The organism is Bradyrhizobium genosp. A, from assembly GCF_049949275.1.
GTDB lineage: Bacteria > Pseudomonadota > Alphaproteobacteria > Rhizobiales > Xanthobacteraceae > Bradyrhizobium.
This window is the reverse complement of record NZ_CP188196.1, coordinates 4,883,706-4,898,823: the sequence shown is the minus strand read 5'-3', so window position 1 is coordinate 4,898,823 and position 15,118 is coordinate 4,883,706. Positions and strand designations below refer to the sequence as shown.

Genomic DNA, 15,118 nt, shown 5'->3' with positions numbered 1-15,118 from the left:
GCCAAGGAAGCGCAGATGACCCAGCCGAGGTTCGCGACCCACGAGGTCTTCAATCAGTCGCCGCCATTCGAGGACATCGACCTGTTTGCCGTGGATCGGCCGCTGGTCGACGCCGTGAAAGCCAATGGCGGCGCTGCGGCGGAGCGGGAGCTCTCCGAGTTCGGCAAGCATTGGGGTTCGGCTGCGATGGCCGATCGCGGCCGCATCGCGAACGAGAACACGCCAAAACTCCGGAGCTTCGATGCCAAGGGCAACCGGCGCGACCAGGTCGAGTTTCATCCCGCCTATCACGAGCTGATGGCGCACAGCGCGCATGCCGGCGTGCACAATTCGACCTGGACTGCAGATGGCAAGCCTGCGGGCGATGCTGCTGAAGTCATTCGTGCTGCAAAGTTCTACATGGCGTCGCAGGTCGAGACCGGGCATCTCTGCCCGATCACGATGACGCGGGCCTCGGTCGCGGCGCTGGCGATGCAGCCGGACCTGCTCGCGCGTGTGATGCCGGTGCTGTCGACGAAGAGCTATGATCCCACCTTCGCGCCGTGGTGGGACAAGCGCGGCATGACGCTCGGCATGGGCATGACCGAGAAGCAGGGCGGCACCGACGTGCGCGCCAACATGACGCGCGCGGTGCACGACGGCAGCTCCTACCGCATCACGGGCCACAAATGGTTCATGTCGGCGCCGATGTGCGATGCGTTCCTCGTTCTGGCGCAGGCCGAGGCGGGGCTGACCTGCTTCTTCATGCCGCGCTTCGCGCCGGATGGATCGGTCAACGCCATCCAGTTCCAGCGACTGAAGGACAAGCTTGGCAACCGCTCCAATGCATCCTCCGAGGTCGAATTCGCAGGCGCCTACGCGGAAGCCGTGGGCGAGGAGGGCAAGGGCATCCGCACCATCATCCAGATGGTGCAGCTGACGCGGCAGGATTGCGCGATTGCGTCGGTCGGCCTGATGCGCTCAGGCCTCGCGCATGCGCTGCATCACGCCCGTCACCGCAGCGTATTTCAAAAGCATCTCGCTGATCAGCCCTTGATGCAGGCCGTGCTGTCCGACATGGCGCTGCATGTGGAAGCGAGCACAGCGCTGGTGATGCGGCTCTGCCGCGCCTTCGACCGTACGCCCCACGATCCGGCGGAGGCCGCCTACATGCGGCTTTTGACGCCCGCGATCAAATACTGGACCTGCAAGAGTGCGCCGAGCTTCCTCTACGAGGCGATGGAGTGCCTCGGCGGCAACGGCTATGTCGAGGATGGCATTCTGGCACGCCATTATCGGGAGTCGCCGGTCAACGCGATCTGGGAAGGCTCTGGCAACGTGATGTGCCTCGACGTGCTGCGCGCGCTTTCGCGTGAGCCGGATGCGGCGATGGCGGTGCTGCAATCGCTTGCGGCCGAGACGAAAGATCTGCCCGGAGCGGGCGAGGCGGTCGCATTCATCGGAAAAACCTTCCGCCGCGCGGATGGTGAGCGGGTCGCGCGGCTCGCGGTCGGGAAACTGGCGCTGCTGGCTGCCGCAGCCGCACTCAATGGTGTCTCATCCCATCACGCTGAATTGTTCGCCGCCACGCGCCTCGCCGCCAATCACGCCAGCATGTATGGCGCGGTCGAGATCGAAAGCGGCGACGTGCGTGGCCTGCTGGAGCGGGCGCTGCCGTGAGCCTGCCAACCGAAAGCCTCTCGATGGATTCCCTCAATCCCGATCATCCGCCGCTGATTGTTAGGCCTGCGCCACTGCGCGTCTGGAAGTTCTGGGGCACGGCGCTGTGGGGCCTGCTCGTCTTCGTCGCGATGTTCGTCGGCCAGATTGGGGCGATCCTGCTGCTGGTGGCGATGCGCGGGCTGCCGCTCGACATGGACTCGATCCAGTCCGTCGGCCGCGAGCCGCAGGCGCTGGCGCTGTCGGTCATCATGGGCCTGCCGGCGACGCTCGCGGCGGTGTGGCTCGCCATCCGCATCAAGAAGGCCTCCTTCGTCGACTACCTCGCGCTGCGCTGGCCGAGCTGGAGGCAACTTTTACTCGGCGCCGTCGGGCTCATCGTGACCGTGATGGCCTGGGAGGTGGTGTCGCGATCCCTCGGGCGCGAGGCCACGCCGGGCTTCATGACCGATCTGCTCAAATCGGGCCGCGACAAGGGCGCAGCGTTGCTACTCCTGTTCGCCTTCAGCGTGGCGGCGCCGATGTCGGAAGAGGTGCTCGCGCGCGGCTTCCTGTTTCGCGGCTGGTCGGCGAGCTTCCTGCGCGTGCCCGGCGCCATCATCCTGTCGTCACTGGTGTGGACGGCCGTGCACCTGCAATACGATCTGTACTTTCTAGCCGAGGTCTTCTCCATCGGCCTCTGGTTCGGCTACATGCGCCACCGCGCCAATTCGCTCTGGCTCACCATCTTGCTGCATGCGCTGAACAACATGACCGCGGTGGTGCTGACGATGTGGCTGGGGGGCTGAGGCGGGCGGCTACCCCACATTCCGTCATTGCGAGCGCAGCGAAGCAATCCAGATTGTCTCCGCGGGGGGAATCTGGATTGCTTCGTCGCAAGCGCTCCTCGCAATGACGATGGTGAGAGAGGTGCGCTCGCAAAGACGAGTTCTACGCCACCAGGGCGATGGCGATCGGCATCGTGATCGCCGCCAGAATCGTCTGCAGCGTGATGATCTGCGCCAGCAATGGCGCATCGCCGCCCATCTGGCGGGCCAGCACATAGGCGCTGGGCGAGGTCGGCACCGCCGCGCAGATGGCGACGATCGCGAGGTTGGTACCTGACAGGCCAAACCAGACGGCGAGCGCCAGCGCGAGCACGGGCATCAGCGCCAGTTTAAACGCCACGCCGATCGTCGCGCCCATGCTTGGACGGAGCAGGCCCTTGAGCTGCAGGCCGGCACCAGTGACGAGCAGGCCGATCGCGAGCGAGGAACGGCCGAGCGCGTCGGCAACCTCGTGCCAGATCTTTGGCAGCGGCAGGTGAATGACATTGATGAAGAGGCCGATGGCGCAGGCCCAGATCAGGGGATTGCGGATCACCGTCATGACGATGGCGCGCGCGGACTGCTTCTCGGGCGATGCGTAGTGCGCGAGCACGGCGACGCTGAACACATTCACCAGCGGAATGATTGCGACCATGGCGACCGAGGCCAGCGCCAGCCCGACATCGCCGTACAGATTGGCGGAGACGGAGAGCGCCACATAGGTCTGCCAGCGCGTCGCGCCCTGGAAAATCGAGGTGAAGGCGGGGCCGTCGATGTCGAGGCGCGACAGGGCCGGGCGGAGCGCCAGGCAGAGCAGCGACATCGCGAGCGCCGACAGCAACAGCGCGCCGCCGACGCCGGCAACCGGCACTTTGGTGAGGTCGGCCTTCACCAGCGTCTGGATCAGGAGCATCGGGAACAGCACGAAATAGGTCAGCCGCTCCAGTCCGTGCCATTGCGTGTCGAGCCGCATCAGGCTGTGCCTGAGCACCACGCCGAGCACGATGAGGATGAAGACCGGCAGCAGCGCCGCGATCACGACGGCCATGGATCAGCTATTCCCCGATGCCGTGCGCAGATTGGCGAGCCGGTCGAGCGCGCCTTGCAGGATGAAGATCGCGGCATGCTCGTCGATCACCTCGGCGCGCTTGGCGCGGCTGACGTCCATGCCGATCAGCTCGCGCTCGACTGCTGCGGTCGAGAGGCGCTCGTCCCAGAGGCCGATCGGAAGCGTGGTCAGGTTGGCCAGATTGCGCGCAAAGGCGCGGGTCGACTGAGCGCGCGGTCCCTCGCTGCCGTCCATGTTAATGGGCAGGCCGAGCACGAAGCCGACGACCTTGCGTTCGGCTGCGATGGCGAGCAGCCGGGCCGCATCCTGCTTGAACGCCTTGCGCTGGATCGTCTCGACGCCGGTCGCAAGCCGGCGGTCCGGATTGGACACGGCAACGCCGATGGTCTTGGTGCCGAGGTCAAGGCCGATCAACCCGCCGCGTTCGGGCCAGTGGGTTGCAGCATCGACGAGGGGCAGGATAAGAGCCGGCATGGCACTAGCGCATATCATGCGTCGCGCCGCGGAGTGAACCCAGAACGATGGATGCACTGACACTATTCGGCCTGTTTGCCGTGACGGCGATGCTGGTCTGCTATGCCTTCGAGGACCGCAGCCCCTGGTTCGTGCTGCTGTTTGCCGCGTCTTGCGCGCTCGGCTCGGCCTACGGCTTCCTGCAGGGGGCCTGGCCGTTCGGTCTGGTCGAGGCGATCTGGGCCTTCGTTGCGCTGCGGCGGTGGTTGATCAGGCGGCGATGATTTCGTCGTCCTTGGTCAGGCATGACAGGAAGCCTTGAAGCGCGCTGGTTTGATGACCGGCGCGGCGCTGGATGAACAGCGTTTCGACGCGGGCATGCGACGGGCTCAGCGCGTGCATCGTCACGCTGCCGGTCATCGCGCTGCGTTCGACCACAGCGCGTGGCAAGAGCGTCACGCCCATGTCGGCGGCGACGCAGCCGATCATGCCGTCGAGCGTGCCGAGCTCGAAGCGCGCGGCCGACGGCCAGCCGAATTCGACGAAGATTTGCTCGAGCCGCTGGCGATAGGTGCAACCGGTGCGAAACACCAGCGCAGTCGGGCCTGACTCGGGCGTGCCGGCGCGCAGCTCGGCGAGCGAGATCCAACGCCGGGCGCTGACCAGCACCAGCTCTTCGCGGAATGCGCTTGTTACGGTGAGGTCGGCGTGCGCGATGGGGCCTGCGACGAAGGCGCCATCGAGCGTACCTTCGAGCACACCGGCGACGAGATCGGCGGTCGGCGACGTGCGCAGGCTCAGCCGCACGACCGGGAAGCGGCGGTGGAAATCGGCCAGCAGCGGCGGCAGCCGCACCGCCGCCGTCGTCTCCATCGAGCCGATCGCAAGCGGCCCCTTCGGCTCGCCGTCGTCGCGCGCCGCGAGCACGGCTTCGCGCGATAGCGCGGCCATCCGTTGCGCGTAAGGCAAAAGGCGTTTGCCGGCGCCGGTCAGCGACATGCCGCGGCTATGGCGCTCGAACAGCGGCGTGCCGATCTCGGCCTCCAGGGCCTTGATGCGCTGGGTGACGTTGGATTGCACCGTGTTGAGCTCTTCGGCGGCGCGGGTGATGCCGCCGGTGCGGGCGACCGCGGCAAAGGTCTGGATGTCACTCAGTTCCATGGCATCGTTTCGCTTTTGTGATGGCAGCGTTCGCAACAATTCATTTTTCGAGAATGCTAGTTGCGCCTAATGTTCCTGTCCAGAGCGGGAGAACCCATGCCGATCGCCACGCCGCTGACGGAGCTTCTCGGGATCAGGCATCCGATCCTGTCGGCGCCCATGGACACGATCGCGGGCAGCCGGCTGACCCGCGCCGTCAGCGAGGCTGGCGGCTTCGGGATCCTCGGTGGTGGCTACGGCGACCGCGCCCGACTTCAGGCTGAGGCCGCGGAGCTGAAAGGATTTGCACCGTTCGGCATCGGCTTCATCACCTGGAGCCTGGCAAAACAACCCGAGCTTCTCGACATCGCGCTCGATGCGCGCCCGCAGGCCGTCATGCTGTCGTTCGGCGATCCCGCGCCGTTCGCGCCGCAGATCAAGGCGGGCGGCGCGCGATTGATCTGCCAGGTACAGAGCGAGGACATGGCGAAACAGGCGCTCGATGCCGGCGCGGAGATTTTGATCGCGCAGGGGACGGAGGCGGGCGGCCACGGCGCATCGCGCACCACGGTCGACATCGTGCCTGCGATCGTCGATCTCGCGGCCGGGCGCGTACCTGTCGTCGCGGCCGGCGGGATCGCCGATGGTCGCGGTCTGGCTGCGATGATGATGCTCGGTGCATCCGGCGTGCTGGTCGGTACGCGCTTTTATGCAAGCGTCGAGGCCAATGGCGCCGCCGAGGCCAAGGAGCGCATTCGCACAGCCGACGGCAATGGCACCGTGCGCGGCGTCATTCCCGACTGGTCGCGGAAGCTGTTCTGGCCGGCCCCGTTTACCGCGCGAACGCTGGTCAACGGCCATATCATGAGCTGGACCGGCCGTGAGATCGAGCTGATGCAGCGCGCGGACGAAGTCGCCAAGGCGTATGCCGCGGCGAAAATGGCGGGCGATTTCGAGATCGCGGCCGTCTTTGCGGGCGAAGCGGTCGGCCTGATCCATGATATTCCACCGGCAGCCGAGATCGTCGAACGGATTGCGACCGAGGCCGAGCAGCTCCTTGCCGGCCGGCGCAATTCCATTTCTTCTTTCCCTTCTCCCCTTGTGGGAGAAGGTGGTGCGGATGCAATCCGCGCCGGATGAGGGGTTTTCTCCGCGGAGAGCAACGTCAAATTTGAGGGAGCTGTCTCCGCGGATGCGACCCCTCACCCGTCTCGCCGCTATCGCGGCGATCCACCCTCTCCCACGGGGAGAGGGCAAGAGCGAGAGACACACCATGTGGCCTGACCGTCGACTGATCGATCTCTTCAAGACCGAATTCCCGATCGTGCTGGCGCCGATGGCCGGCGTGATGGATGCCGAGCTTGTCATCGCGGCGGCGCAGGGCGGGGCGCTCGGCTCGCTGCCTTGTGCCATGCTGTCGGGGGACAAGATCCGCGAGCAGGTCAACATCATCCGCCAACGCGTGACCGCGCCAGTGAATTTGAACTTCTTCTGCCACACGCCGGTTGAACTCACGGCCGTGGCCGAAGCCCGTTGGAAGCAGCGCCTCGCGGGCTATTACGGGGAGCACGGCCTCGATCCGGCTGCGCCGGTCAACGCCGCCAACCGGGCGCCGTTCGATGCAGCGACCTGCGCGGTGGTGGAAGAGTTGAAGCCGGAGGTCGTGAGCTTCCATTTCGGCCTGCCGGAGAAAACGCTCCTCGATCGCGTCAGGTCGGCTGGCTGTCTCGTGATCGCCTCGGCGACGACGGTGAGGGAGGCGGTCTGGCTCGACCAGCGCGGCGTCGACGCAGTCATCGCGCAGGGGGCGGAGGCAGGCGGCCATCGCGGCATGTTCCTGACCGAGAACATCGCCGAGCAGCCGGGCACGTTCGCGCTGGTGCCGCAGGTCGTCGATGCCGTGAAGGTGCCGGTCATTGCAGCCGGCGGCATCGCTGACGGGCGCGGCATTGCGGCGGCCTTCACGCTGGGCGCATCCGGCGTGCAGATCGGCACCGCCTATTTGCGCTGCCCGGAATCCACGCATACGGCGGCGGGACGGGCTGCGCTCGCGGAGGGGCGGGACGACTCCACCGTGATGACCAATGTCATGACCGGGCGGCCCGCGCGGGGCGTCCAGAACCGCCTGATCCGCGAAGTCGGTCCGATCTCGCCCGATGCCCCGCCATTTCCCCATGCCGCAACGGCCCTGGCGCCGCTCAAGGCTGCCGCCGAGAAGCAAGGGAGGGTGGACTTCACCAATCTCTGGGCCGGACAGGCCATCGCGCTCGGCCGTGAGGTCCCCGCGGCCGAATTGACCCGGGATCTCGCGAAATCGGCGCTGGTCCGCCTGCGTCAGATGGCTGGCTAGGGCGCGATGGGATCATCGCGCTTAGGTTATTGTTAGCGCATGATCTTTCGGAAAACCGCTGCACACTTTTCCGGATCATGCGCCTAGCGCCGGTTGCGGCGTAAAACCGGCCTCTGCTATACGGCACATAGGTTTTGCCGTGAGAGGCCTTATATAATGTCCGTCGACGCCGCTACCGTCCGCCGCATCGCGCATCTGGCGCGCATTGCGGTTTCCGAGGACGAGGTTCCGCATCTGCAGGGCGAGCTCAACGCCATGCTCGCCTTTGTCGAGCAGCTCTCCGAGGTCAATGTCGAGGGCGTGGAGCCGATGACCTCGGTCACCCCGATGCAGATGAAGAAGCGGCAAGACGTGGTCAATGACGGCGAGATCGCCGACGATATCGTGGCCAACGCGCCTGCGACCGAAGGTCACTTCTTTCTGGTGCCGAAGGTTGTTGAGTGATTCAATTCAGGACGCCGTCCGATGTGCATGCTTTGCGACGATGAGAAGGCCTATCAGGCCTACATGAACTATCTCGACAAGATGGAGCGGCAGGGCAAGGCTGCCGATCCCAATGTCGCCGTCAATGCCGTGCTCGACGAGCTCGATGCCGCCGCGAATGCGGCCGCCAAAAAAGACGACCCGGCCAACGACAAGACCCTGTCTCCTTTCTTCTGCAGCCCGATCAATAAATGACCGATTTGACATCGCTGACGCTCGCCGAGGCCCGCAAGGGTCTCGCGGCCAAGACTTTCACGTCCCTCGAGTTGACCGACGCGCATCTGAGCGCGATCGAAGCCGCGCGCATGCTCAACGCCTTCGTGATGGAGACGCCGGATCGCGCGCGCGACATGGCGAAGGCCGTGGACGAGAAGATCGCCAAGGGCGACGCCGGCCCGCTCGCCGGAATCCCGCTCGGCATCAAGGATTTGTTCGCGACCAAGGGCGTGCGCACCACGGCGTGCTCAAAAATCCTCGGCAATTTCGTGCCGACCTATGAGTCCACCATCACCTCGCAGCTCTGGCGCGACGGCGCCGTGATGCTCGGCAAGCTCAACAACGACGAGTTCGCGATGGGCTCGGCGAACGAGACCTCGTGCTTTGGTCCCGTCGGCAATCCCTGGCGCCGTGACGGCTCCAACACCACGCTGGTGCCGGGCGGCTCGTCCGGTGGCTCGGCGTCGGCCGTGGCGGCGCTGCTCTGCATGGGCGCGACTGCGACCGACACCGGCGGCTCGATCCGCCAGCCGGCGGCCTTCACCGCGACCGTCGGCATCAAGCCAACCTATGGCCGCTGCTCACGCTGGGGCATCGTCGCCTTTGCGTCCTCGCTCGACCAGGCGGGACCAATCGCGCGCAGCACGCGCGATGCGGCGATGCTGCTGCGCTCGATGGCCGGGCATGATCCGAAGGACACGACCTCGGTCGACATTCCCGTGCCGGACTACGAAGCCGCGATCGGCAAGTCCGTGAAGGGCATGAAGATCGGCATCCCCAAGGAATATCGTCTCGACGGCATGCCGCCCGAGATCGAAAAACTCTGGAGCGAGGGCGCAGTCTGGCTGAAGGCCGCCGGTGCCGAGCTCGTCGAGGTTTCGCTGCCGCACACGAAATATGCGCTGCCGGCCTATTACATCGTGGCGCCGGCGGAAGCCTCCTCCAACCTCGCGCGCTATGACGGCGTCCGCTACGGCCTGCGCGAGCAGGGCAAGAACATCATCGAGCAGTACGAGAACACCCGCGCCGAAGGATTTGGCGCCGAGGTGCGCCGCCGCGTCATGATCGGCACCTATGTGCTCTCGGCCGGCTATTACGACGCCTATTACCTGCGCGCCCAGAAGGTGCGCACACTGATCAAGAAGGATTTTGAGGATTGCTTCGCCAAGGGCGTCAACGCGATCCTGACACCGGCGACGCCGTCGGCGGCCTTCGGCATCGGCGAGAAGGGCGGCGCCGACCCCGTCGAAATGTATCTCAACGACATCTTCACGGTCACCGTGAACATGGCGGGCCTGCCGGGCATCGCCGTGCCCGCCGGCAAGGACGCGCAGGGGCTGCCGCTCGGGCTGCAGCTGATCGGTCGCCCCTTCGAGGAGGAGACGCTGTTCTCGCTCGGCGAGGTGATCGAGCAGGCCGCCGGCCGCTTCACGCCCGCGAGGTGGTGGTGAATGTCGCTGATTTCATCGCGAGCCTCGACGGCGCGGCGCCCGCGCCTGGCCTGAGCGCGCCGCTCGCCGGTCTCTGGTGGGCCGCGGAGGGTGACTGGGACCAGGCGCACAGGATCGTTCAGGACGACAACAGCCGCGACGCCGCCTGGGTGCACGCCTATCTGCATCGCGTCGAAGGTGATCTCGGCAATGCCGGCTATTGGTATCGCCAGGCCGGCCAGCCTGCGGCAAAGGATTCATTGGAAGCGGAGTGGGAGCGGATCGCTGCCACGCTGCTCGGGAGCAAGACATGAGCACGGCCACGCACAAGCTTCTGAAGGGCTCAACCGGTGACTGGGAGATGGTCATCGGCATGGAGATCCATGCCCAGGTGACCTCGAACTCAAAGCTGTTCTCGGGCGCCTCCACCACGTTCGGCGGCGAGCCGAACAGCCACGTGTCGCTGGTGGACGCCGCGATGCCGGGCATGTTGCCTGTGATCAACGAGGAATGTGTCAGGCAGGCTGTCCGGACCGGGCTCGGTCTCAACGCAAAGATCAATCTGCGTTCGGTGTTCGACCGCAAGAACTATTTTTATCCGGACTCGCCGCAGGGCTATCAGATCAGCCAGTACAAGTCGCCGATCGTCGGCGAGGGCGAGGTCGTCGTCGAGCTGGACGGCGGCAAGACGGCCACCATCGGTATCGAGCGACTGCATCTGGAACAGGATGCAGGCAAGTTGCTGCATGACCAGTCGCCGACCATGTCCTTGGTCGACCTCAATCGCTGCGGCGTGGCGCTGATGGAGATCGTCTCCAAGCCCGACATCCGCGATGCCGAGCAGGCCAAGGCCTATGTGACCAAGCTGCGCTCGATCCTGCGCTATCTCGGCACCTGCGACGGCGACATGGAGAAGGGAAGCTTGCGCGCCGACGTCAACGTCTCCGTGCGCAAGCCGGGCGCGCCGCTCGGCACCCGCTGCGAGATCAAGAACATGAACTCGATCACCTTCATCGGCCAGGCGATCGAGTACGAAGCGCGCCGCCAGATCGAAATTTTGGAGGACGGCGGCCAGATCGACCAGGAGACGCGACTCTACGACCCAAACAAGGGCGAGACGCGCTCGATGCGCTCGAAGGAAGAGGCGCACGACTACCGCTACTTCCCCGATCCGGATTTGCTGCCGCTGGAGTTCTCGCAAAACTTCGTCGACGAGCTGAAGGCTGAGCTCCCGGAGCTGCCGGACCAGAAGAAGACGCGCTTTGTCGCCGACTTCGGCCTGTCGGCTTATGATGCGAGCGTGCTGGTCGCCGAGCGCGAGAGCGCGGTGTTCTACGAAACGGTGCTCGACAGGCTCGTCAACCGCGCCCGCGACGGCAAGATGGCGGCGAACTGGGTGATCAACGAGCTGTTCGGCCGTCTCAACAAGGAAGGCCGGGATATTACGGGCTCTCCTGTCTCGTCCGAGCAGTTGGCTGCGATCATCGACCTGATCGGCGAGGGCACGATCTCCGGAAAGATCGCCAAGGATCTGTTCGAGATCGTCTGGCAGGAGGGTGGCGACCCTCGTGCGCTGGTCGAAAGCCGCGGCATGAAGCAGGTCACGGATCTTTCGGCGATCGAAAAGGTTGTCGACGATATCATCGCGGCCAATCCCGACAAGGCCGCGCAGGTCAAGGACAAGCCGCAGTCGCTCGGCTGGTTCGTCGGCCAGGTGATGAAGTCGTCCGGCGGCAAGGCGAACCCGCAGGCGGTCAACGAACTGCTCAAGTGCAAGCTCGGCATCTGACGTCACGCGTTCGGACGAGGTGACGACACGCTTCGTCACCTCGCTTCCGGTTCACGATGCGACGCATTCTCGCGTCATCGACAGCAGACATCATCCCGATCAAGCGCGACGCAGCGACCGAATCGCGGTGGCGCGATTCGCGCAAAACGGCGACTTGCACACGCCCTGACGAGCGCTTCCGCCGTTAAGCATGAAAATAATTTCGTTGCCAAAATTCGCGACTCAGAGTCCGCGACTCTCCTCCGCGACGCGTGTGCGCGCTTTGCAGCGTGCGTCGTCGCACTGATCGCGCGCGATGTGTGCGCGCAGAATAATACTTGCTGCATAGTGTATTCTTGCAATCACTGCTCTTGCCGACGTCGACGCTGCGAGAAGGATTTGCAATCGCAGACGCGTGTCTCTGCGTGTCGGCAAATCAAGCGCGGCTGGCGCACGCACGCTGCGCCGTCAACACTTCCTTAAGTCAGAAGATGTTTTTTTCGTCGTGTTGGTGTATTCGGGGTGAGTGCATTCGATCCCCGAATGCGCGCAGCGATTAAAGCCATCTCACACATCGGAGGGCAACATGGCCAAGAAAGCAAAGAAGGCGAAGAAGGCGAAGAAGGCGAAGAGCGCAGTGAAGAAGACTGCGAAGAAGACCCGCAAGGTCGCCAAGAAGAAGTAACTTCGCTTCTGAAGTTGCCGGCTCCCACAGCCGGCACGTCATCAGCGCCTCCTAGAGGTTCTGGTCGACGATAGAGGGTGTCGGCGAGACATCAGGTCAACGGTCGGATCGTCAGCTTTCACGGGCTCGCTCGTCAAAGTCCGGTCCGGCAGAAGAAACAAGTTTTCTTCGTTCGGTGCGGCTCCTTGAATAAGGGCTCCGCAATTCCACAGACGGCCTTCGGGCCAATTTGGAATCTGGTCCTGACGTGTTCGCCGACGCCCTCGTTCCCTGAGGCCGGGGTATTGCCGGCATTCCTTCCCGACATTGTTGATCTGACCGCGACGCAGACGTCCTGCGCTGTCGCTTTGCCGTGTCCGTGCTGCCTTGGCCGTGCTGCCTTGAGGCAGGCGAGGGTGCGGCGTGATTGCGCGCTGACCGCACGCTGCTTCTCCACTCGCGATGTCATCGCCCGGCTCCGACCGGGCGATCCAGTACGCCGCGGCCTTCCCGGGGGACGATTGCTGCCTCTGGAATACTGGGTCACCCGCCCCAGTGCGCAAGTGCGCACAGACGGGTGACGACAGCGGGAGGGAGACATCACAGGACACGTGCCACCGCGCGCGATGGTTATCGATGTCCCAAAATCCCAAGGTAAACCGAATCTGACGAATCGCAGAAGTGCCTGCAAATCAGGGACTTCTTGAATTGCCCGCGCGTGCGGCGCGGCCTCGCGTTTACGTCTGCTTCATCGCGATACTTAAACTGCCATTCAAATTTGCCCGCCATCATCGCCTCCAACAAGCCGGCAAACGGCACGGGCAAGAAGCCCAGGGGATGAGTTGAGCAGCGCGCGATCCAGAAGGATCACGCAAATCAGAGTTGGACGGGAGCCGCGCTCGGGGAACGAGGCGGCATAAGAAAAAGGGGATGCGTTATGTTTCAGGGGACTTTCGATCTCGATGCGGCAACGCCGATCGATGCAAGCGCGCTGTCGGACGTTCTGTTCGAGCGTGGGATCTATTGGGCGAGCGGCCGCTCGGGCCTGGTCGACCTCGTCGCCGCGCACAAATGGTTCAACCTCGCAGCCCTGAAGGGCCGCAAGGATGCCGTCGCGCTGCGCCAGGAAGTGGCTGACCAGATGTCCGAGGCCGAGATCTCGGCCGCGCAGCGTGACGCGAGGGCGTGGGTGTCCGCGCACTGAACTGAAAGGCGCATCGGCCCGTGGTTTCACGGGGCGATCTGGTTGCGCTGAATCAAGTTCCCGCGTCGTGCCGCCGATTAGACCCGCGCGGCATGAGCGATCCCGACAAGAATGACCCAGGACGGAGTCCGTGGCTGCCGATTCAGATCGCGTCCGACGATTGCGATCTGGAACTCGGACGGCCGCACAAGACCGGCATTCTTCCGCTGATGTTTCCGTGCCGGCGCAGGGCCGGCGTCTGGTTCAATGTCTGGGCAAGGCGAGGCGGTGCTGATCTCGCCCTCGCATTGGCGGATCTGGCGATCCCGCGTCTAGGCGTGCGCACACGTATATATAAGGAGCGGGCGAATCAGGCTGAGGTCAGCCGCGCGAATCCTTGTGCCAGGCTGTCGCAGTCGGTGCGACGCGATCGCTTTCAAATGAACAGACCTGGATTCTTGAGCGGCCCGAGACATAGGTGACAGGACGTACCGGACACATGGGTTACACTTTCCGCTTTTGTTCTGCGGGAGGTGTGGATGCCGTGGAAAGCGAGTTCGGTGATGGAAGAACGCCTGCGCTTTGTGGCCCGTTTGTTGGACGGGGAAGCCATGACCGAGGTCTGTCGGGATTTCGGCATCTCCCGTACGACCGGCTACAAGATTTTTGATCGCTACAGAGCGCACGGCCTGGAGGCCCTGAACGATCGGTCGCGCCGGCCGGTGCGCTATGCCAATCAGTTGCCCCAGCAGATCGAGACCCTGGTCGTCCGGCTCAAGAGCGAGAAGCCACATTGGGGTGCGCGCAAGATCCGGGAGCTTTTGGTGCGGCGGCTCGACGGCGACATCAAGGTTCCGGCCAAAAGCACCATCCATGCGGTCCTCGACCGTCATGGCCTGGTCAAGCGCTCAGGCGGGCCGCGCCACCGCGCGCGCGGCACGCCGCTCTCGGAAGGCGCTGTTCCTAATGACCTCTGGTGCGCCGACTTCAAGGGCGAGTTTAAGCTCGGCAATGGTCACTACTGCTATCCGCTGACCGTCACCGACCATGCCTCACGGCTCCTGCTCTTGTGCGAGGCGCTCGACTCCACCCAGGAAGAGCCGGCCATCACGGCCTTCGAACGGCTGTTCCGGGAGCGCGGCCTGCCGATGGCCATCCGCTCCGACAATGGCGTGCCGTTTGCCAGCCCCAATGCCTTGTTCAATCTCTCAAAGCTCTCGGTGTGGTGGCTCAGGCTCGGCATCGCCATCGAACGCATCAAGCCCGGCCATCCGCAGCAAAACGGCCGCCATGAGCGTATGCACCTCACCCTCAAGAAGGAGGCGACCCGGCCGCCAGGCTTCAACAGCCTGCAGCAACAGGCCCGCTTTGATGCATTCACTCACGAGTTCAATGTCGAACGCCCCCACGAGGCGCTCGACATGAAATGTCCTGCTGAACTCTACACACCATCAACCCGTGGCTATGACGGCCTGCCTGAGCTGAGCTATCCATTCCACGATCGCGAGGTTCTTGTCACCGCTTGCGGGCGCCTCTGCCTGCATCGCAAGCGGATCAATCTCTCCACTGTGCTGGCCGGACAAAAGCTTGGCATCAAGGAGGTCGACGACGGCATTTGGCTCGTCAGCTTCATGCACTATGATTTGGGATACTTCGATCTGGAGCAAAAAACCTTGCAGCCCCTCGACAACCCGTTCGGCACGAGGTTGTCACCCATGTCTTAGGTACGACCTGTTACCCATGTGTGCGGGCTGGACATCTGCTGGGTGGCGGAGAGGGAGGGATTCGAACCCTCGATACAGCTTGAGACCGTATGACGCTTTAGCAAAGCGTTGCCTTCAGCCACTCGGCCACCTCTCCGGTGCGAGCCTTATGCATCTAATTGCTTGGGCCGGTC

The 15,118-nt window shown here is 64.3% G+C and carries 15 protein-coding genes and 1 tRNA gene; 12 read left to right on the top strand and 4 right to left on the bottom strand.

Annotation, left to right across the window (positions count from 1 at the left end; translation table 11 throughout):
• The first annotated feature begins 15 nt into the window (after positions 1 to 15).
• Positions 16 to 1,659, top strand: a complete 1,644-nt coding sequence (locus ACP2YP_RS22840) for an acyl-CoA dehydrogenase family protein (protein ID WP_426418585.1) — start codon at positions 16 to 18, stop codon at positions 1,657 to 1,659.
• Between the two features lie 23 nt (positions 1,660 to 1,682).
• Positions 1,683 to 2,447 carry a CPBP family intramembrane glutamic endopeptidase gene (locus ACP2YP_RS22835; protein ID WP_426426235.1) on the top strand — a complete coding sequence of 255 codons (765 nt, stop codon included), beginning with the start codon at positions 1,683 to 1,685 and terminating at the stop codon, positions 2,445 to 2,447.
• A gap of 142 nt (positions 2,448 to 2,589) precedes the next feature.
• On the opposite strand, the gene ACP2YP_RS22830 is transcribed toward ACP2YP_RS22835, so the two are convergent.
• Together ACP2YP_RS22830 and ruvX are read right to left on the bottom strand one after the other, a co-directional pair.
• Positions 2,590 to 3,513 (bottom strand): AEC family transporter, encoded by a 924-nt coding sequence (locus ACP2YP_RS22830; protein ID WP_200473794.1) that lies wholly within the window; start codon positions 3,511 to 3,513, stop codon positions 2,590 to 2,592.
• A 3-nt stretch (positions 3,514 to 3,516) separates the two neighbouring features.
• Complete coding sequence (ruvX, locus tag ACP2YP_RS22825) at positions 3,517 to 4,008, bottom strand: Holliday junction resolvase RuvX (protein WP_426418584.1); 492 nt, start codon at positions 4,006 to 4,008, stop codon at positions 3,517 to 3,519.
• A gap of 47 nt (positions 4,009 to 4,055) precedes the next feature.
• On the opposite strand from ruvX, the gene ACP2YP_RS22820 reads away from it, so the two are divergent.
• Entirely contained in the window at positions 4,056 to 4,271 is a 216-nt protein-coding gene (locus tag ACP2YP_RS22820; protein WP_426418583.1) for a hypothetical protein, read from the top strand.
• On the opposite strand, the gene ACP2YP_RS22815 is transcribed toward ACP2YP_RS22820, so the two are convergent.
• Entirely contained in the window at positions 4,258 to 5,148 is an 891-nt protein-coding gene (locus tag ACP2YP_RS22815; protein WP_426418582.1) for a LysR substrate-binding domain-containing protein, read from the bottom strand. The two genes, ACP2YP_RS22820 and ACP2YP_RS22815, sit on opposite strands and share 14 nt — an antisense overlap.
• A 96-nt stretch (positions 5,149 to 5,244) precedes the next feature.
• On the opposite strand from ACP2YP_RS22815, the gene ACP2YP_RS22810 reads away from it, so the two are divergent.
• The 9 genes from ACP2YP_RS22810 to ACP2YP_RS22770 all read left to right on the top strand — a co-directional run bounded on the left by ACP2YP_RS22810 (position 5,245) and on the right by ACP2YP_RS22770 (position 14,945).
• On the top strand, positions 5,245 to 6,267 hold the full coding sequence (locus ACP2YP_RS22810; protein WP_426418581.1) for an NAD(P)H-dependent flavin oxidoreductase: 1,023 nt from the start codon (positions 5,245 to 5,247) through the stop codon (positions 6,265 to 6,267).
• A 133-nt stretch (positions 6,268 to 6,400) separates the two neighbouring features.
• Positions 6,401 to 7,477 carry an NAD(P)H-dependent flavin oxidoreductase gene (locus tag ACP2YP_RS22805; protein WP_426418580.1) on the top strand — a complete coding sequence of 359 codons (1,077 nt, stop codon included), beginning with the start codon at positions 6,401 to 6,403 and terminating at the stop codon, positions 7,475 to 7,477.
• A gap of 156 nt (positions 7,478 to 7,633) precedes the next feature.
• Positions 7,634 to 7,921 carry an Asp-tRNA(Asn)/Glu-tRNA(Gln) amidotransferase subunit GatC gene (gatC, locus tag ACP2YP_RS22800; RefSeq protein WP_008548395.1) on the top strand — a complete coding sequence of 96 codons (288 nt, stop codon included), beginning with the start codon at positions 7,634 to 7,636 and terminating at the stop codon, positions 7,919 to 7,921.
• Positions 7,922 to 7,942: 21 nt separating this feature from the next.
• Positions 7,943 to 8,155 (top strand): hypothetical protein, encoded by a 213-nt coding sequence (locus tag ACP2YP_RS22795; protein ID WP_426418579.1) that lies wholly within the window; start codon positions 7,943 to 7,945, stop codon positions 8,153 to 8,155.
• Entirely contained in the window at positions 8,152 to 9,627 is a 1,476-nt protein-coding gene (gatA, locus tag ACP2YP_RS22790) for an Asp-tRNA(Asn)/Glu-tRNA(Gln) amidotransferase subunit GatA (RefSeq protein ID WP_426418578.1), read from the top strand. The genes ACP2YP_RS22795 and gatA overlap by 4 nt, the downstream gene beginning before the upstream one ends.
• Complete coding sequence (locus tag ACP2YP_RS22785) at positions 9,618 to 9,920, top strand: hypothetical protein (RefSeq protein ID WP_426418577.1); 303 nt, start codon at positions 9,618 to 9,620, stop codon at positions 9,918 to 9,920. Before gatA ends, ACP2YP_RS22785 begins: the two co-directional genes overlap by 10 nt.
• Entirely contained in the window at positions 9,917 to 11,395 is a 1,479-nt protein-coding gene (gatB, locus tag ACP2YP_RS22780; RefSeq protein ID WP_426418576.1) for an Asp-tRNA(Asn)/Glu-tRNA(Gln) amidotransferase subunit GatB, read from the top strand. Before ACP2YP_RS22785 ends, gatB begins: the two co-directional genes overlap by 4 nt.
• Before the next feature lie 1,580 nt (positions 11,396 to 12,975).
• Positions 12,976 to 13,242, top strand: coding sequence for a hypothetical protein (locus ACP2YP_RS22775; protein WP_426418575.1), 267 nt, complete (start codon positions 12,976 to 12,978; stop codon positions 13,240 to 13,242).
• A 518-nt stretch (positions 13,243 to 13,760) separates the two neighbouring features.
• Positions 13,761 to 14,945 (top strand): IS481 family transposase, encoded by a 1,185-nt coding sequence (locus tag ACP2YP_RS22770; protein ID WP_426418574.1) that lies wholly within the window; start codon positions 13,761 to 13,763, stop codon positions 14,943 to 14,945.
• Positions 14,946 to 14,988: 43 nt separating this feature from the next.
• Here the strand turns inward: ACP2YP_RS22770 and ACP2YP_RS22765 are convergent.
• Positions 14,989 to 15,081 (bottom strand) — tRNA-Ser (locus ACP2YP_RS22765).
• Positions 15,082 to 15,118: the final 37 nt, after the last annotated feature.